At 65.1% G+C, this 23,555-nt stretch carries 22 protein-coding genes and 1 pseudogene; 3 read left to right on the top strand and 20 right to left on the bottom strand.

The annotated features are described in order from the left end of the window. Positions 1-9: 9 nt before the first annotated feature. Positions 10-177 (bottom strand): annotated as a pseudogene (locus AC50X7_RS13255) (helix-turn-helix domain-containing protein); the annotation flags it as partial. 61 nt (positions 178-238) lie between these two features. Here AC50X7_RS13255 and AC50X7_RS13260 point away from each other — a divergent pair. After that, positions 239-904, top strand: coding sequence for a GntR family transcriptional regulator (locus tag AC50X7_RS13260; protein WP_494979427.1), 666 nt, complete (start codon positions 239-241; stop codon positions 902-904). Beyond that, a complete protein-coding gene (locus AC50X7_RS13265) occupies positions 901-2,076 on the top strand; it encodes an MFS transporter (protein ID WP_494979428.1) in 1,176 nt (391 codons plus the stop codon). Before AC50X7_RS13260 ends, AC50X7_RS13265 begins: the two co-directional genes overlap by 4 nt. Here AC50X7_RS13265 and AC50X7_RS13270 read toward each other — a convergent pair whose 3' ends face one another. The 15 genes from AC50X7_RS13270 to AC50X7_RS13340 form a co-directional block, all read right to left on the bottom strand. Beyond that, positions 2,077-2,649: an MOSC domain-containing protein gene (locus tag AC50X7_RS13270; RefSeq protein ID WP_494979429.1), complete on the bottom strand. Its 573-nt coding sequence runs from the start codon at positions 2,647-2,649 to the stop codon at positions 2,077-2,079. A 5-nt stretch (positions 2,650-2,654) separates the two neighbouring features. Continuing rightward, a complete protein-coding gene (locus AC50X7_RS13275; RefSeq protein ID WP_494979430.1) occupies positions 2,655-5,057 on the bottom strand; it encodes an ATP-binding cassette domain-containing protein in 2,403 nt (800 codons plus the stop codon). 92 nt (positions 5,058-5,149) lie between these two features. Further along, positions 5,150-5,569 carry a VOC family protein gene (locus AC50X7_RS13280; RefSeq protein WP_494979431.1) on the bottom strand — a complete coding sequence of 140 codons (420 nt, stop codon included), beginning with the start codon at positions 5,567-5,569 and terminating at the stop codon, positions 5,150-5,152. After that, on the bottom strand, positions 5,566-6,015 hold the full coding sequence (locus AC50X7_RS13285; protein WP_494979432.1) for a helix-turn-helix transcriptional regulator: 450 nt from the start codon (positions 6,013-6,015) through the stop codon (positions 5,566-5,568). The genes AC50X7_RS13280 and AC50X7_RS13285 overlap by 4 nt, the downstream gene beginning before the upstream one ends. Before the next feature lie 69 nt (positions 6,016-6,084). Further along, on the bottom strand, positions 6,085-7,077 hold the full coding sequence (locus AC50X7_RS13290; RefSeq protein WP_494979433.1) for a 3-hydroxyacyl-CoA dehydrogenase family protein: 993 nt from the start codon (positions 7,075-7,077) through the stop codon (positions 6,085-6,087). 2 nt (positions 7,078-7,079) lie between these two features. Next, positions 7,080-7,568, bottom strand: a complete 489-nt coding sequence (locus tag AC50X7_RS13295) for a ribose-5-phosphate isomerase (protein ID WP_494979510.1) — start codon at positions 7,566-7,568, stop codon at positions 7,080-7,082. Positions 7,569-7,570: 2 nt separating this feature from the next. Then, positions 7,571-9,358 carry a dihydroxyacetone kinase family protein gene (locus tag AC50X7_RS13300; RefSeq protein ID WP_494979511.1) on the bottom strand — a complete coding sequence of 596 codons (1,788 nt, stop codon included), beginning with the start codon at positions 9,356-9,358 and terminating at the stop codon, positions 7,571-7,573. 53 nt (positions 9,359-9,411) lie between these two features. Then, positions 9,412-10,413: a sugar phosphate isomerase/epimerase family protein gene (locus AC50X7_RS13305; RefSeq protein WP_494979434.1), complete on the bottom strand. Its 1,002-nt coding sequence runs from the start codon at positions 10,411-10,413 to the stop codon at positions 9,412-9,414. Positions 10,414-10,458: 45 nt separating this feature from the next. After that, positions 10,459-11,586 (bottom strand): Gfo/Idh/MocA family protein, encoded by a 1,128-nt coding sequence (locus tag AC50X7_RS13310; RefSeq protein ID WP_494979435.1) that lies wholly within the window; start codon positions 11,584-11,586, stop codon positions 10,459-10,461. Then, the gene (locus AC50X7_RS13315; RefSeq protein ID WP_494979436.1) at positions 11,571-12,269 is read right to left on the bottom strand and encodes a ThuA domain-containing protein; all 699 of its coding nucleotides are present in this window, start codon (positions 12,267-12,269) and stop codon (positions 11,571-11,573) included. The genes AC50X7_RS13310 and AC50X7_RS13315 overlap by 16 nt, the downstream gene beginning before the upstream one ends. 53 nt (positions 12,270-12,322) lie before the next feature. Then, complete coding sequence (locus AC50X7_RS13320) at positions 12,323-13,327, bottom strand: sugar phosphate isomerase/epimerase family protein (protein WP_494979437.1); 1,005 nt, start codon at positions 13,325-13,327, stop codon at positions 12,323-12,325. Positions 13,328-13,355: 28 nt separating this feature from the next. Further along, entirely contained in the window at positions 13,356-14,549 is a 1,194-nt protein-coding gene (locus AC50X7_RS13325) for a Gfo/Idh/MocA family protein (protein WP_494979438.1), read from the bottom strand. 29 nt (positions 14,550-14,578) lie between these two features. Continuing rightward, positions 14,579-15,484 (bottom strand): carbohydrate ABC transporter permease, encoded by a 906-nt coding sequence (locus AC50X7_RS13330; protein WP_494979439.1) that lies wholly within the window; start codon positions 15,482-15,484, stop codon positions 14,579-14,581. A gap of 1 nt (position 15,485) precedes the next feature. Beyond that, positions 15,486-16,424: a carbohydrate ABC transporter permease gene (locus AC50X7_RS13335; RefSeq protein ID WP_494979440.1), complete on the bottom strand. Its 939-nt coding sequence runs from the start codon at positions 16,422-16,424 to the stop codon at positions 15,486-15,488. Continuing rightward, complete coding sequence (locus AC50X7_RS13340; RefSeq protein WP_494979441.1) at positions 16,421-17,749, bottom strand: extracellular solute-binding protein; 1,329 nt, start codon at positions 17,747-17,749, stop codon at positions 16,421-16,423. Before AC50X7_RS13340 ends, AC50X7_RS13335 begins: the two co-directional genes overlap by 4 nt. Before the next feature lie 235 nt (positions 17,750-17,984). Here AC50X7_RS13340 and AC50X7_RS13345 point away from each other — a divergent pair, with 235 nt between their 5' ends. Continuing rightward, positions 17,985-19,040, top strand: a complete 1,056-nt coding sequence (locus AC50X7_RS13345) for a LacI family DNA-binding transcriptional regulator (RefSeq protein WP_494979442.1) — start codon at positions 17,985-17,987, stop codon at positions 19,038-19,040. A 50-nt stretch (positions 19,041-19,090) separates the two neighbouring features. Here the strand turns inward: AC50X7_RS13345 and AC50X7_RS13350 are convergent, their stop codons facing one another. From AC50X7_RS13350 to AC50X7_RS13365, 4 genes are all read right to left on the bottom strand, one after another. Beyond that, positions 19,091-19,342, bottom strand: a complete 252-nt coding sequence (locus tag AC50X7_RS13350) for a hypothetical protein (RefSeq protein WP_494979443.1) — start codon at positions 19,340-19,342, stop codon at positions 19,091-19,093. Positions 19,343-19,408: 66 nt separating this feature from the next. Next, a complete protein-coding gene (locus AC50X7_RS13355; RefSeq protein WP_494979444.1) occupies positions 19,409-21,772 on the bottom strand; it encodes a beta-xylosidase/alpha-l-arabinosidase in 2,364 nt (787 codons plus the stop codon). 2 nt (positions 21,773-21,774) lie between these two features. Continuing rightward, the gene (locus AC50X7_RS13360) at positions 21,775-22,593 is read right to left on the bottom strand and encodes a carbohydrate ABC transporter permease (protein ID WP_494979445.1); all 819 of its coding nucleotides are present in this window, start codon (positions 22,591-22,593) and stop codon (positions 21,775-21,777) included. Next, on the bottom strand, positions 22,594-23,547 hold the full coding sequence (locus tag AC50X7_RS13365) for a carbohydrate ABC transporter permease (RefSeq protein ID WP_494979446.1): 954 nt from the start codon (positions 23,545-23,547) through the stop codon (positions 22,594-22,596). It lies immediately after the preceding gene. Positions 23,548-23,555 lie beyond the last annotated feature (8 nt).

The following is a 23,555-nucleotide window of genomic DNA, read 5'->3' on the forward strand; positions in this document are numbered from 1 at the left end:
GCACAGCGCTCATGCAACACACGTCCCGTCGGGGGCGCAGCACGCCGGATTCACGGCAAGCACCACACCAAGCAGGTCACGGATGGCGTGGCCCAGTCGCACGTCAGCCAGCTCATACCGGGTCCGCCGGCCATCCGGCACCGCGACCACGAGACCGCAGCCGCGCAGGCAGGCCATCGTGTATTGGCGGGGTTTGCGTAGTTGTATACAAGTATAATTGTTGGCGGAGGTCCATCACATGCCAGATTCGCCTGCCCGGAACACCGGTGCACACCTTGTTTACGCCGAGTTGAAGCGGCGCATCCTGAGCCTTGAACTCAAGCCGGGGGAGCGTATCTACGAACCGGCGATGGCATCAGCGCTGCAGGTCAGCCGCACGCCCTTAAGGGAGGCCGTCCGGCGGCTCATTGCAGAAAGCCTGTTGGAACAGCAGCCCACCGGGGGTGTGTTGGTGCCGATCCTGGACAAGGCAGCAATATCGGAGCTGTACGAGGTTCGTGCGGCGATGGAATCACTCATGGCACGGAATGCCTGCCTGAAGACGACCCCGACAGACATTGAAGCGCTCCGGGGCATCCTTGAGCGCAACGAGGCCTTGGTGCGGTTTGCGGACGAAGCCATGAAGCTTGGCATGTCGCTTCACGCAACGATTGCTGACATCGCCGGAAATTCGTGGGCCGCCCGCTTCCACGGCCAGGTGTCCAGCCAGATGGAGCGGTACCGGCACTTCACCAACAGCACGCAGGAACGAAGGGACCGGGCCCTGGCCCAGCACCGGACCCTGGTGGAGGCGGTGGCCGCCGGCGATCCCGAAAAGGCAGCCAAAATCGCCTTCGAGCACGTCCTCGGGGCCCGGGATGCGGCTGTGCTGGCCATGTCAGGCCACGGCCCAACCATCTCATGATTGGCGAACTCGGACGCCGCTCGGCCACAGCCCTTCTTCTACATTCCGCCCTGATCCAGGCCGTGACCTTCCTGGTCCGGCCGGCCGTTACCTATCGCGCACTCGAGTTGGATGTTCCCGGCTTCGCCCTGGGTCTCCTGGCGGCAAGCTACGCAGTCTTTCCCCTGCTGCTCGCCGTTCCCACGGGCGGACTGGTGGACCGCCTGGGCGAGCGCCGGTTGATGGCCATCGGGGCCGCCGTCGTTCTTGGCTGCTCCACATTCCTGCTGATCTGGGGATCATCGATAGCCGCCCTGGTCATTGGAACCACCCTCCTTGGCGCCGGCCAACTGGCCTGCGTGGTGGGGCAGCAGGCCGTGGTGGCCAACAACGCCGCCTCAGCCCGAATGGATTCAGCCTTCGGCTACCTGACGTTCGCGGCGTCCCTGGGGCAGGCACTGGGGCCGTTGGCGATAGCCCTGGTTGGCGGCGCCTCCGTCCGCCCCGACACGCAGGCGATCTTCTTCCTTTCCGTCTGCATGAGCCTGGTGCTTTTCGGAACCACCTTTGTTGTGTCGGCCAAGGTCAGCGGCGGAAACAAGCCGGCTGGGCCACGCGGCAGCAACGGCGGTGCGGTTTCGCTACTGAGGACCCCCGGCGTCGCCCGGGCGTTGGCCACCAGTGCCACCGTCCTTGCCGTGGTGGACCTGACCATGGTCTACCTGCCGGCACTCGGTGCGGAGCGCGGGCTGAGTGCGGCAACGGTCGGCGCGATGCTCACTGTCCGGGCAGTCTTCTCGATGATTTCCCGGATCCTGTTGGGGCAGGTGTCAAGACGAATCGGGCGGATGAGGCTGTTGGTTGTAAGCCTCGCGCTGTCCACGGTCGCTTTGGCCGTGGCGGCGATTCCGATGCCGGCTTGGCTGCTGTTTGTGGTCATGGCCCTGCTTGGGTTGGGGCTTGGCATTGGCCAGCCGCTCACCATGTCCTGGCTTTCATCCCAGGCGCCGGCGGGTCAGCGCGGCCGGGCACTTGCTCTCAGGCTGGCAGGGAACCGGGTGGGCCAGGTTGTGCTGCCCAGCACCATCGGCGTGGTCGCGGCAGGGATCGGCACAGCGGGCGTCTTCCTTGCGTCGGCGGTTGTGGTGGGCGGAACGCTCCTGCTGCTCCGGGGCGTGCGGTTGGACGACTAGCTACGGCAGCCGGCCCGGCCGCAGCAGAGTAGCCACGCCGGCCTGCCCTGGGTCCAGCGCAACAGGGCTGACCAACACGGCCGGGCCGCGGTGCAACAGGCCACTGGAGAGTGCCCGGCAGCGGATGCCGCCCCGGCCACGCATCGCGGCATGGCCTCCGGGCGCGAGCACCCCGTTCATCCACGCACAGGGGTGGGCCGGGCGGCCGCCATGGAACTCCACCCGGGAGCCGCCGGACTCCAGCGCGAAGTCCTGGCCCAGCAGCGGCGCCAGGTGTGCACCCCGGAGGATGACGTTCCGCCGCGTCGCCAGGGGATCAAACGGCCCGGCGCCGAGCTCCGTTGCCATGGCTTCAAGGGCCTCGACGGCGAAGAGGGTAACCGCCGCGTCCATGTGTGCGGCCTTTCCGAAAAAACGGTCACCCACAATGCCCTTGCCCGCCACCACCTCCGCGATGGCGGCGTCCACAGTGGGCACGTCTGCGGCGCCGTCCCGGGCCCGCCCGAAGTAGGCATGCGCCGGTGACACCAGCAGGTGCAGGATCTCGACGTCGTACCTATAGGTCTCCGTCATTCCGCCTAACCACCGACGTAGGCCGCAAGATGCTTGCCGGTGAGCGTTGCGGCGCCGGCCACAAGCTCAGCGGGCGTGCCCTCGAAAACCACCAGCCCGCCGTCGTGCCCTGCTCCCGGACCCAGGTCGATGATCCAGTCGGCGTGGGCCATCACGGCCTGGTGGTGCTCGATGACGATCACCGACTTGCCTGACTCCACCAGCCGGTCCAGCAGGCCCAGCAGGTTCTCCACGTCGGCGAGGTGCAGGCCGGTGGTCGGCTCGTCCAGGACGTACACATCACCCTTCTCGGCCATCTGCGTGGCGAGCTTGAGTCGTTGGCGCTCGCCGCCGGAGAGCGTGGTGAGCGGCTGGCCGAGGCTGAGGTAGCCCAGTCCCACGTCCTCCAGCCGGTCGAGGACGGTCCGGGCAGCCGGTGTTTTGGCCTCGCCCTCGGCGAAGAACGCGGCGGCCTCCGTCACTGACATTGCCAGCACGTCGGCGATGTTCTTACCCCCGAGGGTGTACTCCAGCACGGACGCCTGGAAGCGGCGGCCCTCGCAGTCCTCGCACGGGGACTCGACGGTAGCCATCACGCCCAGCTCCGTGAAGATCACGCCGGCACCGTTGCAGGTGGGGCAGGCGCCCTCGGAGTTGGAGCTGAACAGCGCCGGCTTTACCCCGTTGGCCTTGGCGAATGCCTTGCGGATGGGCTCCAGCAGGCCTGTGTACGTAGCCGGGTTGCTGCGGCGGGAACCACGGATCGCGCCCTGGTCGATCACCACCACGCCGTCGCGCTTTGCCACCGAGCCGTGGATGAGCGAACTCTTGCCCGAGCCGGCCACCCCGGTGACTACAGTGAGGACGCCCAAGGGAATGTCGACGTCGACACCCTGCAGGTTGTGCGTGGAGGCGCCGCGGACTTCCAGCGCGCCGGACGCCTTCCGGACCGTGTCCTTCACCGACGCGCGGTCCCCAAGGTGGCGCCCCGTGATGGTGCCGCTGGACCGCAGGTCCTCCACCGAGCCTTCGAAGCAGACCGTGCCGCCCGCGCTGCCGGCGCCAGGCCCGAGGTCAACGATGTGGTCCGCGATCGCGATGGTCTCCGGCTTGTGCTCCACCACCAGCACCGTGTTGCCCTTGTCCCGCAGCTGCAGCAGGAGCTGGTTCATCCGCTCGATGTCGTGCGGGTGCAGCCCGATGGTGGGCTCATCGAAGACATAGGTGACGTCCGTGAGTGAGGAGCCGAGGTGCCGGATCATTTTGGTGCGCTGTGCCTCACCGCCGGACAGGGTGCCGGCGGGCCGGTCCAGGCTGAGGTAGCCGAGGCCGATGTCGGAGAACGAATCGAGCAGGTGCTGGAGGCCCTTGAGCAGCGGAGCCACCGAGGGGTCCTTGAGGCCGCGGACCCACTCGGCGAGGTCGCTGATCTGCATCTGGCACAGCTCGGCGATGTTCTTTCCGTTGATTTTCGAGGCCAGGGCCTGCTGGGTCAGCCGGGTTCCTTCGCACTCGGGGCAAGTCTGGAACGTCACGGCCCGCTCCACGAACCGGCGCACGTGCGGCTGCATCGCCTCGGGGTCCTTGGACAGCATCGACTTCTGGATCTTCGGGATGATGCCCTCGAAGGTCAGGTTGACGCCCTCCACCTTGATCTTGGTAGGCTCCGCGAACAGCATAGTATCCAGCTGCTTCTTGGTGAACTTCGCAATGGGTTTGTCCATCGGCAGGCCCATGCCCTCGAACAGCCGGCCGTACCACCCGTCCATCGAGTAGCCCGGGACAATCAGCGCGCCCTCGCTCAGGGACTTCCCGTCGTCGTACAGCGCTGTCCGGTCAATGTCGCTGACCGCGCCCATCCCTTCACACCGCGGGCACATGCCGCCCAGGTAGACGGCCTGCTGGACCACCGCCTTCTCCACCCGGCCGCCCTTCTCCGTGGACATCACACCGCTCGCCTTGCGGGTGGGAACGTTGAAGGAATACGCGGTGGGCGGACCAACATAGGGGGAGCCGAGCCGGCTGAAGAGGATGCGCAGCATGGCGTTCGCGTCGGTGGCGGTGCCCACCGTGGAGCGCGGGTTCGCGCCCATGCGCTCCTGGTCCACAATGATCGCCGTCGTGAGGCCTTCCAGGAAATCCACCTCGGGACGGGCCAGCGAGGGCATAAATCCCTGCACGAACGCACTGTAGGTCTCGTTGATCATGCGCTGCGACTCTGCAGCGATGGTGGCGAACACCAGGGAGCTCTTACCCGAGCCGGATACACCCGTGAACACCGTCAGCCGGCGCTTGGGCAGCTCGACGCTGACGTCCTTGAGGTTGTTCTCCCGGGCGCCCTGCACACGGATGAGGTCGTGGGTGTCGGCAGCGTGCAGCCCGTTGGTCCGGGGATCGGTGTTTGTCTCGGTACTGGTGTCCGTGCTCATCGGGTCTCCATCTGTTGGGCTGCGATTCTTCGTGCCCGGGGGAGGGTTCGCTCGCTGCCTCCCCCGGCGTCGCTCGGTTCAATCCTCCCAGCTCACGGGTGCTGGTTGATGCGGACGGTGTTGCCTGCCGGGTCGCGGAAGGCGCAGTCGCGGATTCCGTAGGGCTGGTCGACAGGTTCCTGGACGACGTCGGCCCCGCTCGATTCAACTTTGGCGAACGCGGCGTCCACGTCCGGGGCAGACAGGATGACCGTTGCGTAGGTGCCCTTGGCCATCATCCCGGCGATGGTGCGGCGTTCGTCGTCGGTGATGCCGGGGTCCACGGCCGGCGGGTGCAGGACGATGGAGACATCGGGCTGGCCGGCGGGACCCACGGTGATCCAGCGCATGGTGCCGCGGCCAACATCATTGCGGACCTCGAAGCCCAGGGCGTCGCGGTAGAACGCCAGGGAGGCGTCCGGATCGGTGTGCGGAAGGAAACTGGAACTGATGTTGATGTTCATGGCAGTCATGCTAGTTCCGGCTCCGGCGCGGGCGCTTCTCGATTCCTGACCGGTCTGGTGACCTGTTTCGCCACGCACGCCGGGATGCCCGCCGTCGAGCTTTCCGCTTCCTGTTTGTAGACGCTGGGAGGCATACCCACCAGCTCAGCAAAGCGGGTACTGAAGGTTCCCAGGGAGGAGCAGCCGACGGCGAAGCATACCTCCGTGACGGAAAGGTCACCGCGGCGAAGGAGCGCCATGGCCCGCTCAATGCGCCGGGTCATCAGGTAGCTGTAGGGCGATTCCTGGTAGGCGAGCCTGAAACGGCGGCTGAGGTGCCCGGCGGACATGTGGACGCCGCGGGCCAGGGATTCGACGTCCAGCGGCTGCGCGTACTCCCGGTCGATCCGGTCCTTGACGCGGCGGAGCTCTCGAAGCTCACGCAGGCGTGGATCGGAGTCGGGGCTGGTGGTCACAACTCAGATCGTGCTACGCCGCAGGGGAGATGTCCAGAGGCGGGGTATCCCGCCTCTGGACGTCGGTTGTCAGCTGATCGGTGCCGGGCCGAGCTCATCCAGTAACTTCTGCATTGCCACGTAAGCCTTGTTGCGGTACGCGATCAGCTCGGGTGTGCGTGCTGCCGGGACGTCGAGGAATCCGGCGCCCGTCTTGGTGCCGAGCTTTCCGGCATCCACCAGGTCGCTGAGGATCTTCGGGGTGGCGAACCGCTCCGGGAAATCCTTTTGCAGGGACTTGTAGCAGAAGTTGTATACGTCCAGCCCGGCCATGTCCGCGATGGCGAACGGCCCGAAGAACGGCAACCGGAAGCCGAACGTGGTGCGGACCAGGGTGTCCACGTCATCCGCCGTCACGATTCCCTGCTCCACGAGCTGCGCGGCCTCGTGGAAGAGCGCGTACTGCAGGCGGTTGAGCACGAACCCGGTGACGTCCTTCACCACGGCGGTCTGTTTGCCCGCTGCGTGGACCAGTTCGCGGACGGTACCCACGGCGGAGGCCGAAGTGCCTGCGTGCGGAATGATTTCCACGCCGGGGATGAATGGCGACGGATTGGAGAAGTGGACCCCGAGGAACCGCTCCGGATTGGTGACGGGCGCGGACAACTCGGCGATGGAAATGGTGGAGGTATTGGACCCAATGATGGCGTCCGGCCGGGACGCGGCGCTGATGCGGGCCAGTGTCTGGTGCTTGATGGCGATGACCTCGGGGACGGCCTCCTCAATGAAGTCCGCGTCCGCCACAGCTTCCTCAATGTCATTGGCAGCCCAGAGGTTCTGCTTCAGGATTTCGGTGGAACCTTCGGGGAACAGGCCGTCCGCTACGAACTGGTCAGACTCAACGAGGAGGCGGTCATAGTTGCTTCGGGCCACCTCCGCGGACACGTCGGCGAGAGCCACGCGCGCTCCGCCGATCGCCAGGACCTGGGCGATTCCGCCGCCCATGTAGCCGGAGCCGACGACGGCGATCCTCCGCGCGCCGATAATGTCAACAGGGTTTGGGGTGCTTGCCGGTTCGGTCATGATCAGACTGCCTTCGTGTAGTCGGGCTCGTAGGAGCAGATGGCGTCCACCTTGGCGGCGGATGCTGAGGTTTCGTCGAAGCGGTAGTCGAGCCATTCGCCCACCAGTTTCTTGGCCAGTTCCAGCCCGATGACGCGCTGGCCCATAGTAAGGACCTGCGCGTTGTTGCTCAGCACTGACCGTTCAACGGAATATCCGTCGTGGGCCGTGACGGCGCGGATGCCGGGAACCTTGTTCGCCGCAATGGCCACTCCCAGTCCGGTCCCGCAGATCAGCAGGGCACGGTCCGCCTGGCCCTCGGCCACTTTGCGGGCGGCGTCGACAGCAACGTGCGGATAGGCAGTGGAGTCCTCAGCGCCCACGCCCACATCCACCACCGAGGCGACGCGGCTGTCGGCTTCGAGCAGCACCTTCAGCGCTTCCTTGTACTCCACGCCAGCTTCGTCGTTGCCGATGACGATGCGCCATCCTGTTGCTGGGCCTTCATCCATGCTCATGCTTGTACTCCTTCTCCGACCGCAGAGGTTGCCATCCGGGCATCAGCAAGTGAAGGGCGAAACTGGCCGGAATTGAGGGAGTCCGCGATTCTGGCGGCGATCAGCGCCAAGGAAACCGCGCCGGGGTCCGGGTGGCCCAAGCTCTTTTCGGCCAGCGGCCGGGCCCTTCCCTTGCGCGGCCGGAGGGACGCCGTGGCGTCAGCGGCCTCCCGCGCAGCCGCGGCCCCGGCCGCCAACGCCACGGCAACGGGAGCTCCGCCGTTGTACGCCGACTGGAAGGCGCCACGGAAGGGAAGCAGCGCGTCCACCATGGTCTTGTCCCCGGGTACAGCCTTGCCCAGGGCAGTGATGGCGTCAGTAAAGGCGGTCACGACGACGGCCGCGTCCCCGCGCCCATAAAAGGCCTTGTTGCCGAGGGTCCTTCCGGCAGCCTGCAGGGCAGAGCCCCACAGGGCCCCGGAGGTGCCGCCGGCGCGTTCGCTCCAGGCCTCGCCGGCCGCGGCAAGTACCCGTTGCACGGAAGCTCCGGCTTCCGCCACATTGCGTGCTGCCGTTGCCGCTGCCTCCACGCCGCGGCGCATGCCGATGCCGTGGTCACCGTCGCCGGCTATGGCGTCCAGCCGGCCCAGTTCCTCCGCATGCTCCACGACGGCGTCCTGCACCTGGGCGAGTACTGCGGCTGTCAGCCGGCCCAGCTCTGCTGCTGCCGCCGTGGTCTCTTCCGCTTCGATGGCCGCGGCTTTTTCCGGTCCGGCCGGCTGTGGCCGTTCCCGCAGTGCACGGGGGGCCGGACTGCCCTTGCGGAAGCCGGGGGTATCGGCCGGGGCAGCCCAATATTGCTCCAGTTCCTCGTCGAGCCACAGCAGGGTCAGGGACAGCCCGGACATGTCCAGGCTGGTCACCAGTTCGCCGCATTCCGGTTCCACAACTGTGAGGCCTGCGGCGGTAAGGAGCCTTTCGATCTTCCCGAACAGCAGGAACAGCTCCTCGTATTTGACCCTGCCGAGGCCGTTGAGGATGGCCACCACACGGTCCCCTGCGTTATCGGGTTTGTCTTCGAGAAGCCGGGAGACGAGCATTTCGGCAAGTTCGGAGGCCGTGGGCATGGGGTGGTCGGAAATCCCCGGTTCGCCGTGGATGCCCAAGCCCAGCGACATCTGGCCGGCCGGCACCTGGAACAGCGGCTCGGCAGCGCCGGGGAAGGTGCACCCATCGAAGGCCGCACCCAGGGAACGGGTGCAGTGGTTGGCGCGGACAGCGAGCCGTTCCACGGCGTCGAGGTCCAGTCCCGCCTCCGCTGCGGCGCCGGCAATCTTGAAGACGGTCAGGTCGCCGGCGATTCCACGGCGTTGCGCGATCTGGTCCAGCGGGGCGCTGGCGATGTCGTCCGTGACGAGGACGGTGCGGGTCTCGATGCCTTCGGCGTTAAGCCGCTGCTGCGCCTCACCGAAGTGAATCACGTCCCCGGCGTAGTTGCCGTAGCTCAGCAGCACGCCGCCCCCGGCATTGGCCGCCTTGGCCACCCGGTAGACCTGCCCGGCGGAGGGTGACGTGAAGATGTTGCCGCACACCGCACCTGCCGCCAAACCGGGCCCTACCAGGCCGGCGAAGGCCGGATAGTGGCCGGAACCGCCGCCCACCACCACAGCCACTTGCCCGGCGGGTACTTCGGTGGAGCGGACCACGCCGCCGTCCACCCGGGCAACGTACCTGCGGTTGGCTGCCACGAGGCCGTCGAGCGCGTCTTCGGCGAAGTCCGCGGGGTTGTCAAAGATCTGGGTCATGGGTTCCTCGTTGAATCCTTCTTGGAAAACGGTGTTGAGGGAGCGGGTTTTGATCACACCCGGGCGAGCTCCTGCGTCGGTTGTTGCCGTCCCTGGGACACCTGGCTGGTGCCCAGTGCGTAACCGTCCGTCTTGGGGAGAACGTGGCGGCGGAGGTAGCCCTGGTTGCTGGCGGCCACGCTCAGGCCGTCTCCACCGTAGTGCTCGGTGCAGAGAATGCCCTGGAAGCCGACCGACAGGGCTGACTTGAACGCCTCGCGGTAGTTAATGAGGCCGCTTTCCATCGGAGACGGCATCGTCACATATGAGTCGCGGGCCACGTCCTCGTCGCGGAAGTAGTTCTTCATGTGCCAGTAGTTGGAGAAGGGCAGGGTCTTGGCTACCAGCTCCCGCCAGTCCTCGACGGGCCGGTGGAGCCGGATCAGGTTCCCGAGATCCGGGTTGAGTCCCACGTTCGGGAGTCCGATGTCCTCGACCAGCCTCACCGAGGAGTCGGCGGTGCCCAGGTAGGTGTCCTCATACATTTCAAGCGAGAGCAGGACGCCCACGTCGGCGGCATGCCTGCCGAGGTCGCGGAGGCGGGTGACTGCGTTGCCCCAGGTTTCCTTGTTACCCGCCGGGTCCTTGTGGCCTTGGACCGTCCAGAACCACAGCTGCTTTTGCTGCTCCTGCGTGATGGCCTGGTGGAGGCCGACGGAGACGACCTCGCAGCCGAGCTCTGCAGCCGCCTCGATGGTGCGGTGGCTGTAGGCCAGGTTGGCTTCCCAGTTCCTCTCCTCGATGACGCTGCGGCGGATGGCGGAGATGGCCGGGATGCCAATTCCTACGTCCTTTGCGGTCTGCTTGAATTCAGCGAGGCGGTCCCGGCTGAGGTCACCGGGACGCACCCAGCTGTCCGTCAGGTCCGCGTTTGCGAAACCTGCTTCCTTGACCTCGGTGAGCGCCGCGGCCCAGACTGACGACTCAGCGTCATTGATGTGGATTCCCTGCCCGCTTGTGCCCGGGAATGGCAGCATCGCCGCGGCGATGGGCCAGTTGTCGGCTGTGTATGCCATAAATGCTCCAATCTCAGAAGGTGGTTCGCCCTGGTGCAACAGCTCCTAGGAAGCGGCTTCCTGGGCCTGGAGCTCGTCCGCGCCGTCCGTCAGGACGGTCAGCTCCACGCTCTCCGGCCGCTCCGCTGTGCTGGTGATTGCTACCGCAGCGCCTGTGCGGGCCGATTCGAGCACTGATTCCATGACTTCAAGCGCGTGGTAGGCCAGGGTGCCGCCCGCGCGGGGCTCGGCGCCCGGCGCGGTGGAGGCCAGGTCGGCGATGCCGAAGCCGCGCCCGGCATCGACGTAGCCTGCGGACACAGGAAGGGTCTCCCAGGTGTCTGCGCCCAGGGGGAACAGCTGGACCTCGCCGTCGAAGTGGTTGGGGTCCGGCACCACCAGCGATCCCCGCTCGCCGTGGATTTCGATGTTCGGGGACTTGGACTTGACGGCGTCGAAGCTCATAAAAAGCGTGGACATCGCACCGGAGGCGTGGACCAAAACACCGGTGACGTGGGAGTCGATGTCTACGGGAACCTTTTCGCCCTGGCGTGGTCCGGAGCCAATGGTGCGTTCATTGCGGGTGTGGCTTGCTGCGCCGATAACGGAGACGACGGGTCCCAGGAGAGTTACGAGGGCGGTCACGTAGTAGGGGCCCATGTCCAGGAGCGGGCCGCCGCCGGGCTGGTAGTAGAAGTCCGGATTCGGGTGCCAGCGCTCGTGTCCCGGCGTCACCATGGTGGCGGAGGCGGAGATCGGCGCGCCGATTAGTCCGTCGTCGATGGCTTTGCGGGCGGTTTGGATGCCGGTGCCCAGTACAGTGTCGGGCGCGCAGCCGACGGCGACCCCTGCCTCGCCTGCCGCGTCCAGCACCTGGCGTGCCTCGGCAGTGGTGGCGGCGAGGGGCTTCTCACCGTAGACGCTCTTGCCGGCGGCGATCGCCTTCAGGGCCACCTCGGCGTGCGCGGCCGGGATGGTCAGGTTTAGGACCAGCTCGACGTCGTCCGCGGTGAGGAGTTCGTCAACGGAAACAGCACGGACGCCTTCGTATTGCTCCGCTATCGCTTGGGCCCGTGCCGGGTCGAGGTCTGCTACCGCCACCAGTTCGATGTCGTTGAGCTTGCGGAAATTGGTGAGGTACTGCGCGATGATGGCTCCGCAGCCAACGATTCCTACTTTCAACGGCTTGCCCACAGCAGGCCCCTTTCAATTATGGTTCGGACATTAGTGTCCTGGAGGATTTCGACCCGGTGGCCGGGGGTGGCGACGAAGATGCGGCCCTTGCCCCACTGGCGGGTCCAGATGGCCGGTGAGGTGACTTCGCGATTCCACGGGTCCCACTCCCGGACCTTCTGGGTGGTGGTGGCCAGGACATCGATGTAGTCGTCCGAGAGGACCCAGTACTGCTCGGTGGCAAGGTCGAAGTCGGAGAGGCCCTTGGTGATGGGGTGCTCTGCTGCGGCGGAGAGCATGTTCACCGTGTAGGGCACGTAGTTGTCCGACTGTTCGCCACTGCACTCGTCCGGGTGCTTGCCGGGATGGCAGGCGAACTGGCCGCCGACCAGGTGCAGGTAGTCCGAGTTGTTCCGGTAAGAGTCGGCGATTCCCCCGTGCCAGCCCGCCAGGCCGGTGCCGTTTTCGACCGCAGTGCGCAGCCCGGCGAACTCGTCCTTTTCAATGGTGGTCATGGTCATGCACTGCATGATCAGGTCCACGCCTGCCATATATTCGGCATCAGCGTAGACCTTGGGGGATTCCTCGACACGGACGTCGTAGCCGTTGTCTTTGAGGTAGGGGATGAAGAGCTCGGTGGCCTCGTACGGCTGGTGTCCGTCCCAGCCGCCGCGGACCACCAGGGCGTTTTTGGAATCTGTCATGGAGGTTTTCCTTTTGTTCGGTTGCCGGCTTTTGTCGTGCCGGTAAAATCGGGTCAGCGGCTGGCGAAGGCTGCGTCGAATGCGGCGGCTGGCGGGGCGATCCGGGCGAGTTCCTGGACCATGGCCAGAGCCTGAGGGGCGCCGACGAGGCGGTCCATTCCGGCGTCTTCCCATTCGATGCTGGTGGGGCCGTCGTAGCCGATGGCATTGAGGGTCCGGAAGATCCGGTTCCACTGCACGTCCCCGTGCCCTGCGGTGACGAAGTCCCAGCCGCGCCGCGGATCTGCCCACGCCAGATGGGAGCCCAGGCGCCCGTTGCGGCCGTCCAGTTGCCGGACGGACTCCTTCACATGGACGTGGAGGATGTGCTCCGCGAAGTCCTGCAGGAACATCACCGGATCCAGGTCCTGCCAGATGAAGTGGGACGGGTCGAAGTTCAGCCCGAAGCTCTTGCGGTGCCCGATGGCCTCCAGGGTGCGCTTGGCGGTCCAGTAGTCGTAGGCGATTTCGGACGGGTGGACCTCCAGGGCGAAGCGGACGCCTTCCTCCTCAAAGACGTCCAGAATCGGATTCCACCGGTCCGCGAAGTCCTGGTAGCCGGCGTCGATCATTGCCTCTGAGGCGGGCGGGAACATGGCGACGGCCTTCCAGATGGAAGAGCCGGTAAATCCTGTTACGGTCTTCACACCGAGGCGGGCAGCTGCCCTTGCGGTGTCCTTCATCGACTCGGCAGCGCGGCGGCGCACTCCTTCTGCTTCGCCGTTGCCCCAGATTTCCGTGGACAGGATGCCCTGGTGGCGTTCATCGATGGGGTCATCGCACACTGCCTGCCCCGTGAGGTGGTTGGCGATGGCGAAAACCTGAAGGTTGTTTTTTTCCAGGATGTCCAGTCGGCCCTGGAGGTAGTTATCGTCCTCCGCAGCGCGGCGCGGGTCCAGGTGGTCGCCCCAGCAGGCGATCTCGAGCCCGTCAAAGCCCCACTCGCCGGCGAGCCGGGCCACCTCCTCGAAGGGCAGGTCGGCCCACTGGCCGGTGAAAAGTGTGATTGGTCGTGTCATTGGGGTTCCTTGTCCTGTGTTCACGTTCCTAGACCTTTTGCCACTGGCTTGAGTTCGAGGCGCTGGCCTCGACGGCGGCCAAGACCCGCTGGACCTGCAGGGCGTCCGCGAAGGACGGTTCCGGCGGGCGGCCCTCACCGATCGCCGTCACCAGGTCCACTACCTGGTGGGTGAAGCCGTGCTCGTAGCCCAGGCCGTGGCCGGTGGGCCACCAGTTGCCGACGTAAGGGTGCTCGGGCTCCGTGACGAAGATCCGGCGGAAGCCGGCGTCCGGGGACTCCGCTGCGTCGTAGAAGGACAGGACGTTCATGTCCTCGAAATCAAAGGCGAGGGAGCCTTTTGTGCCGTTCACTTCCAGGCGCATGGCATTTTTCCGGCCGAGCGCGTAACGCGTGGCTTCAAAGACACCAACGGCCCCCGTGGAAGCAACACCGCCCTCGAACCTGGCGCTGAAGACGGCGGCATCGTCCACGGTGACCGTTCCCCGGGGTGCGTCGCGGCTGAGGTCTCCGTGGCCGCCCAAGCCCACAAGGTCACCGGCGAGCGGGCGCTCCCGGACGAAGGTTTCGAGCAATGCAGAGACGCCTGTGATGCTCTGCCCGGTGACCCACTGGGCCGCGTCGATGCTGTGTGCCCCGATGTCGCCGAGGGAGCCGGACCCGGATTTGCTCTTGTCCAGCCGCCAGGTCATGGGGGCGTTCTCGTCGGAGAGCCAGTCCTGCAGATACTGTGCCCGGACGTGCCGGAGGTCACCCAGCCTGCCCTGTTCCACGAACTGTTTGGCCAGTGCCAAAGCGGGTGTCCGCCGGTAACTGAAGCCGCACATCGAGAAGATGCCCTGCTTGGCGGCGGTCTCCGCAGCGAGGGTCATCCGCTCCGCTTCCTCCACGGAGTTCGCAAGCGGCTTTTCGCACAGCACATGCTTGCCGGCCTCAAGGGCGGCGATCGCAATCTCGGGATGCGTGTCGCCGGGGGTGCAGATGTCGATCAGGTCGATGTCGTCACGTTCGATCAGGCGGCGCCAGTCCGTCTCTACTGAACCCCAGCCAAGCTTGTCTGCTGCGGCCCGCACGCCATCGGCGTTCCGGCCGGCAATCGCGGTGAGTTGGGGCTGCAGCGGCAGCTCGAAGAACCGTGGCGCGGTCCGCCAGGCGTGGGAGTGCGCTGCACCCATGAAGGCGTAGCCAACCATGCCGACCCGCAGGGGTTTTGCGGTGGTCATGTGTATGTCCTTTCGTGAAGTTCCTGGTGTTACTTGCTGAAGCCCGCGGTGAGGCCGGCGAGCAACTGGCGGCGGCCGATGACGTAGAGCACGAGGATCGGCAGGGTGCTGAGCACCACCGAGGCGAGCACGGCCGGAATGTTGACGCTGTATTCGCCCTGGAATGTCCACAACGCCAGGGGCAGGACGCGCAGGCCGGGGCTCTGGGTGAGGACCAGCGGAAGCAGGAATCCGTTCCAGACGTGCAGGCCGTTGTAGATGGCGACTGTCACGATCGCAGGGCGGGTCAGTGGCAATGCAAGCCGCCACATCGTCTGCCACTCACTGCAGCCGTCCAGCCGCATCGACTCGAACAGTTCATTCGGCACGTCGCGGATGAAGTTGGACAGGATCAGTACGGTCAGCGGGATGGCAAAGGCAATGGATGGAAGCATGAGTGCCAGCAGGCTGTCGTACAGGTTGAGCCGGATGATCATCAGGTAGATCGGGATGATCGTCGCCTGGAGCGGGATCGCCAGTCCCATCAGGAACATGCCGTTGACCAGCTTGAGGAACCTGCCCCTGCCGCGAACAATGGCGAACGCGGCCATGAAGGAAACCAGTACGGTCGGGATGACAGCGCCGAGTGTGACGATTGTGCTGTTCATGAAGTACTTCGCGAAGTCGGCTTCAAGTACCAGCTGGTAGTTCTCCAGCGTGGGAGAGGTGGGAAGCGCCAGCGGATTCTGGCCGAAGTAGCCTTCCTGCGTTTTCAGGCTGGTGATGACCACGTAGTAGACCGGGATGATGATGATGGCGAGCCAGATCCAGCCGCCGAGGCCTGCAGGGACGTTCAGCCGCCTCATCCGGGAACCGAACCCCCGCTTGGCGGGGGCGGAGTTGGCCGGGGAGCCGGTGGGAGTTTCCTCCGTGCTGCTTTTCAGGACGGTGCTCACCCTACATACCTTCCAATTGGCTGCCCTGCTTGTCCTTGCCTCCAAGGCGCTGGAGGAACAAGGCAAGAGCAAGGCCGATGAGTACGAGAATGACGGCGATGACGCTTGCCGGGCCCATCAAATTGGCCCGGAACCCGCGCAGGTACATGTCCAGGGCCAGGATCCGGGTGGAGTTCCCCGGACCGCCGCCGGTCAGGACGAAGATCAGGTCGAAGTACGTCAGCGATCCGACCACCATCAGGGTGGACGACGTGATGATGGTGTACTTCAGTTGGGGGAGCGTGATGTGGAAGAACTGCTTGATTGTTCCCGCTCCATCGATCTCTGCCGCTTCATAAAGCGATTTAGGGATCTGGCGTACGCCGCCCTGGTAAATGAGCGTGTGGAACGGCACGAACTGCCAGGCAATCACAAAGATGACCAAACCCAGGGCCAAATGCGGTACGCCCAGCCAGTCCTGGGCCAGGAAAGGCAATCCCAGGCCTGTGGCCAGCCCGAAATTCGGGTCCAGCAAGGCCTTGAAGGCGATGGCCACTGCTGCCGATGAGAGCAGCAAAGGCAGGAAATACAGTACGGCCAGGGCTGCCCGATAGCGCTGGCTTCCTGCCGTGAAGACTCCCAGGAGGAGGCTGATCGGAGTCTGGACGAGCCAGGAGGCGATCATGATCAGGAAGGTCAGTCCCAGGGCGTTGTACAGGCCGGGGTCTGCCAGCACGGAGAACCAGTTACCCATGCCCGCCGACCCGATGGCACCGATGCCGTCCCAGCTGGAGAAGCTCAGAATGAGTACACCGGCCAGCGGCACAACCGCGAAGACGAGGAAGAAGAACAAAGCCGGCAGCGTCAGCCACGCGAGTGCAGCATTCCGCTGCCGGCTTTGCCCGCCTTCGGTCCTGCCCCCGGTGGCAGTCTTTGGAGCGGTGGAGACGGCGTTACTCATTTTCCGAGGGTGGCATTCATGTTCTCGGCGAACTGCCGGGGGGAAATCGACTTCAGGAACAGCTGGTCGATATTGTTCAGCAGTGCCTCGGCAGCGGTGGGGCTCAGTGCCTGGTCCCAAGACTGCTGGAAGTTCGGGGCGTTCTTGGCCAGGTCGTAGACGAAGTTCAGGAAGTCCTTGTCAGGAGAAGCATTGAGCTTGTCTTCGATGCCGTTGACGATGGGAACGGATCCGGAATTGATATACGTATCAATGACCGTTTCGGTCAGGATGCCGTCCTTGAAAAACTTCTTCGCCGTCTCTTTTTCCTGATCCGTGGCCTTTGAAGAGATCGACATGTACTGGGCAGGGTTTCCCACCCCGTTCTTGGGGTCACCCTTGCCCCCGGCAACGGTGGGGAACTGGACGAAGCCCAGCTTGCCGTCCTGGACGAAGTTCTGGCCGCCCTTCTTCATGGCGCCGTAGGTCCAGGAACCATGCAGCATCATGGCTGCCTTCCCCGTGAACAGGAGTGCCTGGTCTGCGTTGGAATCTGCGGCGATGGAGGAGAACCCCTTGATGAAGCCGTCCGCCGAGACGAGCTCCTGGATCTTGGTGCCGGTTTCAATCACGGCAGGATCCAGCCAGGCATTGGGCTTGCCCTCGAAGATGGCATTGAATACCTCGGCTCCGCCAATCCGGTCCAGGAGGTATTCCAGCCACATCATGGAAGTCCAGCGGGACTGTCCGCCGAGGGAGAAGGGTGCCACGCCCATGTCATTGAACGTCTTGACCAGCGACATGACATCGTCCCAGGTCTTCGGCGGCTGGGCGCCGGCCTTCTCAAACAGTTCCTTGTTGTAGAACAGGACGATCGGGGCCACGTACTGGTTGGGCAGTGCATAGATCTTGCCATTGACCGTGGCGGCGCCGAACGATGAAGGGAAGAACTTGTCCTTCACGTCCTTGTTCTCTTCAAACCAGCTGGTCAGGTCGTCTACCTGGTTCGCCTCCGCATACGTCTTCAGGGTGCCGCCGCCCCAGCCGTAGATGATGGTGGGCGCCTGGCCGGCGCCGATGGCCGTTTTGATCTTGGTTTTGTAGGCGTCGTTCTGGAAGTAGGTCACCGCAATCTTGTTGTCCGGGTTCGCCGAACCGAAGGCGTCCACCGCCTTCTGCATCGTGGTTTGGTTCGGTTCGCCGGACAGGTACCACATGCTGGCACCGCCGCCGGCGCTGGAAGTACCCGGTCCTGACGTCCCGCAGGCAGTGGCCGTCATGGCCGCGAAGGGGGTGAGGGCAGCAAGGGCGAGGAAAGAGCGCCGGGAGGTCTGGGGTTGCTTCATTGCTTCTCCATCTGAGATTGCTTCGTTGCAAATGTTGGGGCGTGACTGCACGACCGCATTTCGAAAGATTTCGAACGCGTGATTTAGATCACGGTCTAAACTAAAGGTGCATGCGGGTAGCGGTCAAGGGGCATTTCGGAGTTTCTTTTCAGACAGGACCGGTTCTGCCCTTGACCGAATAGCGCGCCACCTGAACAATGAAGCCCACGAAACTTTTCGAAAGGCTGCGAAATCTATGGCAACCAAGATGCCCGAGCGCGCCAAACCGACGCTCGCCACCGTCGCGCGCCAGGCCGGCGTCTCAGCGCCTACGGTCTCGAAGGTGGTCAATGGCCGCGAAGACGTGGCGCCCGAAACCCGCGCCCGCATACTGGCTGCCCTGGAGCAGGCCGGGTACCAGTCCCCCCTGCAGCGCCGATCCGCCGCGGATGGAGGGTCCGTCGTTGAGGTGGTGATCGATGTGCTGGATTCCGCCTACATGATTGAGGTCCTCAACGGGGTGCTGCAGTCTGCTGCGGGCGCCGACGTTGAGATCCTCTTGAGCGTCACGGGGCCAGGACCTTCGAGCCTGCGCAGTCCGGAGCGCCGCGCCCAGCGCATGCTGGACGAAGGCAGGGCCGGGATGATTGTGGTTACTTCTGCTTTCAGCGAGGCGCAACTGCATGCGTTCCGGCGCCGCCAGATTCCCGTCGTCGTCATAGACCCGCTCAATCCGCCCTCAGCCGACGTGGTCAGTGTGGGCGCGACAAACTGGGCCGGCGGCAAGGCCGCCACAGAACACCTGCTGGGGCTGGGCCACCGGCGCATCGCCTACATCGGCGGAATACCGGGGGCTGAATGTAATCAGGCGCGGCTGCACGGGTACATGGCCGCCCTCATGGCCCAGGGCGTTCCTGTGGAGCCTCAGTACATCATTTCCGGCGGCAGATTCCGCAGGGAAAGCGGAATCACAGGACTCAGGGCACTGCTTGAGCTTGACCAGCGCCCCACGGCTATCTTTGCCGGCAGTGACAGCATCGCGTTGGGTGTGCTCGGCGAAGCGGGCCGTCACGGGATCAGGGTTCCCGAAGACATCAGCCTTATCGGCTTTGACGGGACAACCCAGGGCCAGGAGTCCGTCCCGTCACTCAGCTCCGTCGCCCAGCCGCTCGAGGAGATGGGGCGCGCGGCGCTGCGGTCACTTCTCCGCCAGGCCCGCGGGGAAGTCCTGGACTCCCACCGCGTTGAGCTTGCCACCCAGCTGATTGTCCGGGACTCCACGGCCCCTCCTGCGGTACCGGCAAAGGACTGATGCTACCGACGGAGGCCGCCTCAGCCGCCCCTTTTCGCGACCCTTTTCCGCTACCTTTCCCGGCGGGAAACGGTGGCTGCGGCCTCAAGGGCCGTGGTTTGCACGGATTCCCACGTCTCTCCGTAGGGGACCTGATCGCTTAGCTCGACGCTGAAGCGGCCCAGTCCTTGTTTGGTTACCAGGATGCCTCGAAACGGATACTCCTGGGTCATGGATTGAAGCTGGTGGATGGAGGCGTTGAGCTTGTCATCAGCCTCCGATCCTGTTGTGGCCGTGATGGTGAGGCGGGGCGGCGTTCCCATGGAAATTCCTTTCGGTCCCGTTGCAGGCGGCCGTGCGCAACAGCGCACGGCCGCCCGGTTATTGACTCAGCTGCCTGGCGTCACAGTGACACCGCAGTGCAGGCTGCGGGTGTGGTCAACCGTACGTGTGTCACCGGTGAGCGTGATGTTGCTCCGCAGGCGGATGTCTCCGCTTGAGGCTCCAAAGCGGAGTTCCAGGTCGCCGGCTTCAACGATCCTCTGGCCATCCCGGCCGGTGAACGACGCGACGTCGGCAGGCACCGTGAAGGAAACCCGGGCCGAGGCCTCCGGCTCAAGCGGGACGCGGGCATACCCCACCAGTTTCTGAACGGGCCGGACCACCGAGGCCACGGGATCGTGCAGGTACAGCTGGACGAGTTCGACGCCGGCCCTGTCTCCTGTGTTCGTGACGGTGATGGCTGCCTTCGCTGCGCCGTCCACCGCCACCTCTGCGGGTCCCTCGAGTTCCAGCCCGCTCCATTCGAAGGTGGTGTAGCTGAGGCCGTGACCGAAGGGGTAGGCAGCGGCAGGATCGATGTTGGACACCCCGCTGGCCTGGGCCAGCGGTGAAGCCAGGTATGACGAGGGCTGCGCGCCGGGCCTGGCGGGGATGCTCACCGGAAGCCGCCCGCTGGGGTTGACGCTGCCGCTGAGGATCCTGGCCACGGCCGGTCCGCCTTCCTCGCCGGGGAAAAATGCCTGCACAATCGCAGCGGCATCCTCAACGGCGGATCCCACCGCGTACGGGCGTCCGGTGAGGAGCACCAGCACCACGGGAACGCCGGTCTGGATCAGCCGGTCCAGCAGTTGCTGCTGGACTCCCGGAAGCACCAGGGATTCCACGTCGCACCCTTCACCGCTGGTTCCCCGCCCGAACAGGCCGGCACGGTCGCCCAGCACGGCGATGACCACGTCGGCGTCGGTGGCGGCAGCAACGGCGTCGTCAAATCCCGCCGTGGAATCGCCATCGACGGAGCAACCGGCCGTTACCGTGAGGGGGCTGTCCGGGAATTCAGCCCGCAGGGCCTGGGCCACGGTGTGCAGTTCAATACCGACCGGAATGTCCGGGTGCTGCTCGCCCACGTGTGCCGGGAAGGAGTAGCAGCCAAGGAACGCCCGGGCGTTGTCCGCGTTCGGTCCGACGACGGCGATGCGGCCGGGATTGCGCAGCGGCAGGATGCCGTTGTTGCTGGCCAGAACAATGGATTCTTCGGCAATCCGGGCGGCAAGCGTCCGGTTGGCCTCGGTGTCCAGGGTGATGCTGCCCTCCAGCCCGGCAGTGTCCTGCAGATTGGTGTCCTGCAGGGCGTGCGGGACCGCGGACCAGTCCTCGTCGAGCAGACCCAGTTCGATTTTCTGTACCAGGACGCGTTGCAGGGCACGGTCCACCAAGTTGACAGGGAGGCGGCCGGCTTCGATTTCGGCGATGAGGTGCTCGCCGAAGGTGTGCACGGTGGGTAGTTCGACGTCGACGCCGGCGGCGAGTGCCGCTGCGGCGGCTTCGCCGAGGGATCCGGCAACGCCGTGCAGGTTTTTCAGGAAGGCGACGCCGAAGTAGTCAGCCACCACCGTGCCGCTGAAGCCCCAGGTGTCGCGCAGAAGTCCAGTAAGCAGCGAGGCATCGGCAGCTGTGGGGACGCCGTCGAGGTCCGTGTAGGCATGCATGACCGACCGGACGCCGGACTCCCGGACGGCCATCTCGAAGGGCGGAAGCAGGACATCTGCCAGCTCACGGGCGCCTACGGAGACGGGCGCAAGGTTCCGGCCTGCCTTTGAGGCCGAATAGCCTACGAAGTGCTTGAGTGTGGCGACGATGCCGCTGCTTTCTAGGCCCTGGATGTATGCGGTGGCAAGGGTTCCGATCAGATACGGGTCCTCGCCGATGGTTTCCTCTACCCGGCCCCAGCGGGCGTCGCGAACCACGTCGAGGACAGGGGCGAGTCCCTGATGCACGCCGACCGAGCGCATGTCGGCTCCAATAGCGGCACCCATCGTACGGATAAGTTCGGTGTTGAAGGTGGCGCCCCACGCGAGCGGCACTGGGTAGGCGGTGGCCTGCCACGCGGCGAAGCCTGCCAGGCACTCCTCATGGACCAGGGCCGGGATGCCAAAGCGGTTGGCCTGGGCAATACGCTGCTGGGTCCGCTGAAGCGACAGGGCGCCCAGGGCCGGGTCCACGGGGGCGGTGCCGAAGGGCCTGGTGAGCTGCCCCAGGCCGTTAGGCAGAATCTCGTCGAGGTCCACCGCCGGGTTCATCTCGTTCTGGTGGGGGGCCACTTCCCCGCCCTCAGTGGAAGCCCCTACCCAAACCCCGTAGAGCTGGGCGGTTTTCTCGCGGAGCGTCATGGCGGCGATGAGGCTCTCCGCACGCTCTTGCGGGGTGGAAGCGGTGTCGCGCCACGGCGCGCTGTGGGTTTTGGTTTCTGTCATGATTACTTTCCGCCAGCGCCCATGAGGCCCTGGACAAGCGCGCGGCGCGCGAAGAGGTATGCGAGCAGGACCGGCACCATGGATAGGGTCACGGCCGCCAGGAGTCCGGGGATGTTGATGCCGAACTGGGTCTGGAAGTTGAACAGGCCGAGGGTGACCACACGGGTGGATTCGGACTGCGTCAGGATCAGCGGGAAGAGGAAGCCGTTCCAGGCCTGGAGCGCCGAGAAAACGGCGATGGTGGACAGTCCGCCTTTGGACAGCGGGAGCACCAGGCGCAGGAAGGCGCGGGCGGGGGTAGCGCCGTCCATGGCCATTGCCTCGTATAGCTCGGGGGTGATGTCCCGCATGGTCCCGCTGAGGATGATCGTGCAGATCGGAAGGGCGAAGGCCGCCGTCGGAAGAATGACACCCAGCAGGTTGTCATAGAGGCCCACGGTGTTGATTAGGTAGAACACCGGAACGATGACGGCTTGGGCGGGAATCGCAAGGCCCAGCAGGAACAGACGGAAAATGGCTGAAGCGGCTCGGCTCTGGCTGCGGACAATCGCATAGCTCAGCGGGGGTACCAGGAGCAGGACCAGGCCCACCACACCAGCGGTGACGATGACGGTGTTGAGGAAGTACTGGCCAAAGCCGCTGGTGATGGCATCCACGTAGTTCTGCAGGGTAAAGCTGGTGGGGAAGGACAGCGGCCCGTTGTCACCGAAGTCGGCACGCGTCTGGAAGGTCGCGGACAGCATGACGTACAGCGGGACGGCAATGATGGCCAGCCAGAGGAAGGCTCCGACGCCGGCGAGGTAATTCGGACGCGTTTTCATTTAGAGCCCCTCCAGCGAACTGCGCATTTTGTCATATCCGGACACGCGGACCACAGCGAAGGAGATCGCCGTGGAGATCACTACGAGTACGAGCGCAATCGCGCTGCCTGTACCGAAATCGAACCGCCGGAAGGCTTCCTGGTACATGTGGAAGGCGGTGATGGTGGTACCGGTGCCCGGCCCGCCGTTAGTCAAAATGAGGACGGTTTCGAAAGTGGTCAGGCCGCCAACCACCATCAGGATTACGGAGGTGATGATGCTGTTCTTCAGCTGGGGCAGCGTGATGCTGAAGAACTGCCGGACGGTGCCGGCGCCGTCGATCGACGCTGCCTGGTAGAGGACCGGCGGGATCTGCCGGGCGGCACCCTGGTAGATGAGTGTGTGGAACGGCGTGAACTGCCACATGCCCACGAAGATCAGCACGGCGATGGCACCTGTCTGGGTGCCGAGGACGTTGCCGTCTCCGAACAGCCAGGACAGTTGGCCGGGGATTCCGAAGTTGGGGTCAAGAAGGGCCCGCCACAGGACGGAGATGGCGGCGGAGGAGAGCAGCAGCGGAACGAAGTAGATGGCACTCAGGATGGCCCGGTTTTTTTGGTTGCCGGCTGCCCAGACGCCCAGCAGGATGCTCAGCGGAGTCTGCGTAACGATGCCGAGCGCAATGAACAGCAGGCTGAGCCAAAGGCTCTGGAGCATGACGGGGTCTTCAAAGAGGGATTCCCAGTTCTTGAGCCCCACGAACTTAGGGTCCCCCAGGCCGCTCCAGGAGGTGAAGGACAACACGGCCACCGCGACTAGCGGGACGAGCGCGAAAAGTCCAAAAAAAATAGTGGCAGGGAGGGCCCAGACAAAGCCGGGGCGACTCGCGGAGGAGCCGCCCCGGCGTGCGGGACGGCCCTCTTCAGGGCCGCCCGCACGTGTCGGGCGCCTGCGTTTTGCAAGCGTCGTTGTCATGATTCTTC

Source organism: Pseudarthrobacter sp. Hb11 (assembly GCF_059383655.1).

Bases quoted from the DNA above. Each gene is read 5' to 3' on its own strand.
- AC50X7_RS13295 (WP_494979510.1), bottom strand. From the start codon at position 7,568: ATGGATGAAGGCCCAGCAACAGGATGGCGCATCGTCATCGGCAACGAC.
- AC50X7_RS13350 (WP_494979443.1), bottom strand. From the start codon at position 19,342: ATGGGAACGCCGCCCCGCCTCACCATCACGGCCACAACAGGATCGGAG.
- AC50X7_RS13345 (WP_494979442.1), top strand. From the start codon at position 17,985: ATGGCAACCAAGATGCCCGAGCGCGCCAAACCGACGCTCGCCACCGTC.
- AC50X7_RS13360 (WP_494979445.1), bottom strand. From the start codon at position 22,593: ATGAAAACGCGTCCGAATTACCTCGCCGGCGTCGGAGCCTTCCTCTGG.
- AC50X7_RS13265 (WP_494979428.1), top strand. From the start codon at position 901: ATGATTGGCGAACTCGGACGCCGCTCGGCCACAGCCCTTCTTCTACAT.
- AC50X7_RS13335 (WP_494979440.1), bottom strand. From the start codon at position 16,424: ATGAGTAACGCCGTCTCCACCGCTCCAAAGACTGCCACCGGGGGCAGG.
- AC50X7_RS13315 (WP_494979436.1), bottom strand. From the start codon at position 12,269: ATGACAGATTCCAAAAACGCCCTGGTGGTCCGCGGCGGCTGGGACGGA.
- AC50X7_RS13320 (WP_494979437.1), bottom strand. From the start codon at position 13,327: ATGACACGACCAATCACACTTTTCACCGGCCAGTGGGCCGACCTGCCC.
- AC50X7_RS13260 (WP_494979427.1), top strand. From the start codon at position 239: ATGCCAGATTCGCCTGCCCGGAACACCGGTGCACACCTTGTTTACGCC.
- AC50X7_RS13355 (WP_494979444.1), bottom strand. From the start codon at position 21,772: ATGACAGAAACCAAAACCCACAGCGCGCCGTGGCGCGACACCGCTTCC.
- AC50X7_RS13325 (WP_494979438.1), bottom strand. From the start codon at position 14,549: ATGACCACCGCAAAACCCCTGCGGGTCGGCATGGTTGGCTACGCCTTC.
- AC50X7_RS13280 (WP_494979431.1), bottom strand. From the start codon at position 5,569: ATGACTGCCATGAACATCAACATCAGTTCCAGTTTCCTTCCGCACACC.
- AC50X7_RS13290 (WP_494979433.1), bottom strand. From the start codon at position 7,077: ATGACCGAACCGGCAAGCACCCCAAACCCTGTTGACATTATCGGCGCG.
- AC50X7_RS13365 (WP_494979446.1), bottom strand. From the start codon at position 23,547: ATGACAACGACGCTTGCAAAACGCAGGCGCCCGACACGTGCGGGCGGC.
- AC50X7_RS13340 (WP_494979441.1), bottom strand. From the start codon at position 17,749: ATGAAGCAACCCCAGACCTCCCGGCGCTCTTTCCTCGCCCTTGCTGCC.
- AC50X7_RS13305 (WP_494979434.1), bottom strand. From the start codon at position 10,413: ATGGCATACACAGCCGACAACTGGCCCATCGCCGCGGCGATGCTGCCA.
- AC50X7_RS13275 (WP_494979430.1), bottom strand. From the start codon at position 5,057: ATGAGCACGGACACCAGTACCGAGACAAACACCGATCCCCGGACCAAC.
- AC50X7_RS13300 (WP_494979511.1), bottom strand. From the start codon at position 9,358: ATGACCCAGATCTTTGACAACCCCGCGGACTTCGCCGAAGACGCGCTC.
- AC50X7_RS13270 (WP_494979429.1), bottom strand. From the start codon at position 2,649: ATGACGGAGACCTATAGGTACGACGTCGAGATCCTGCACCTGCTGGTG.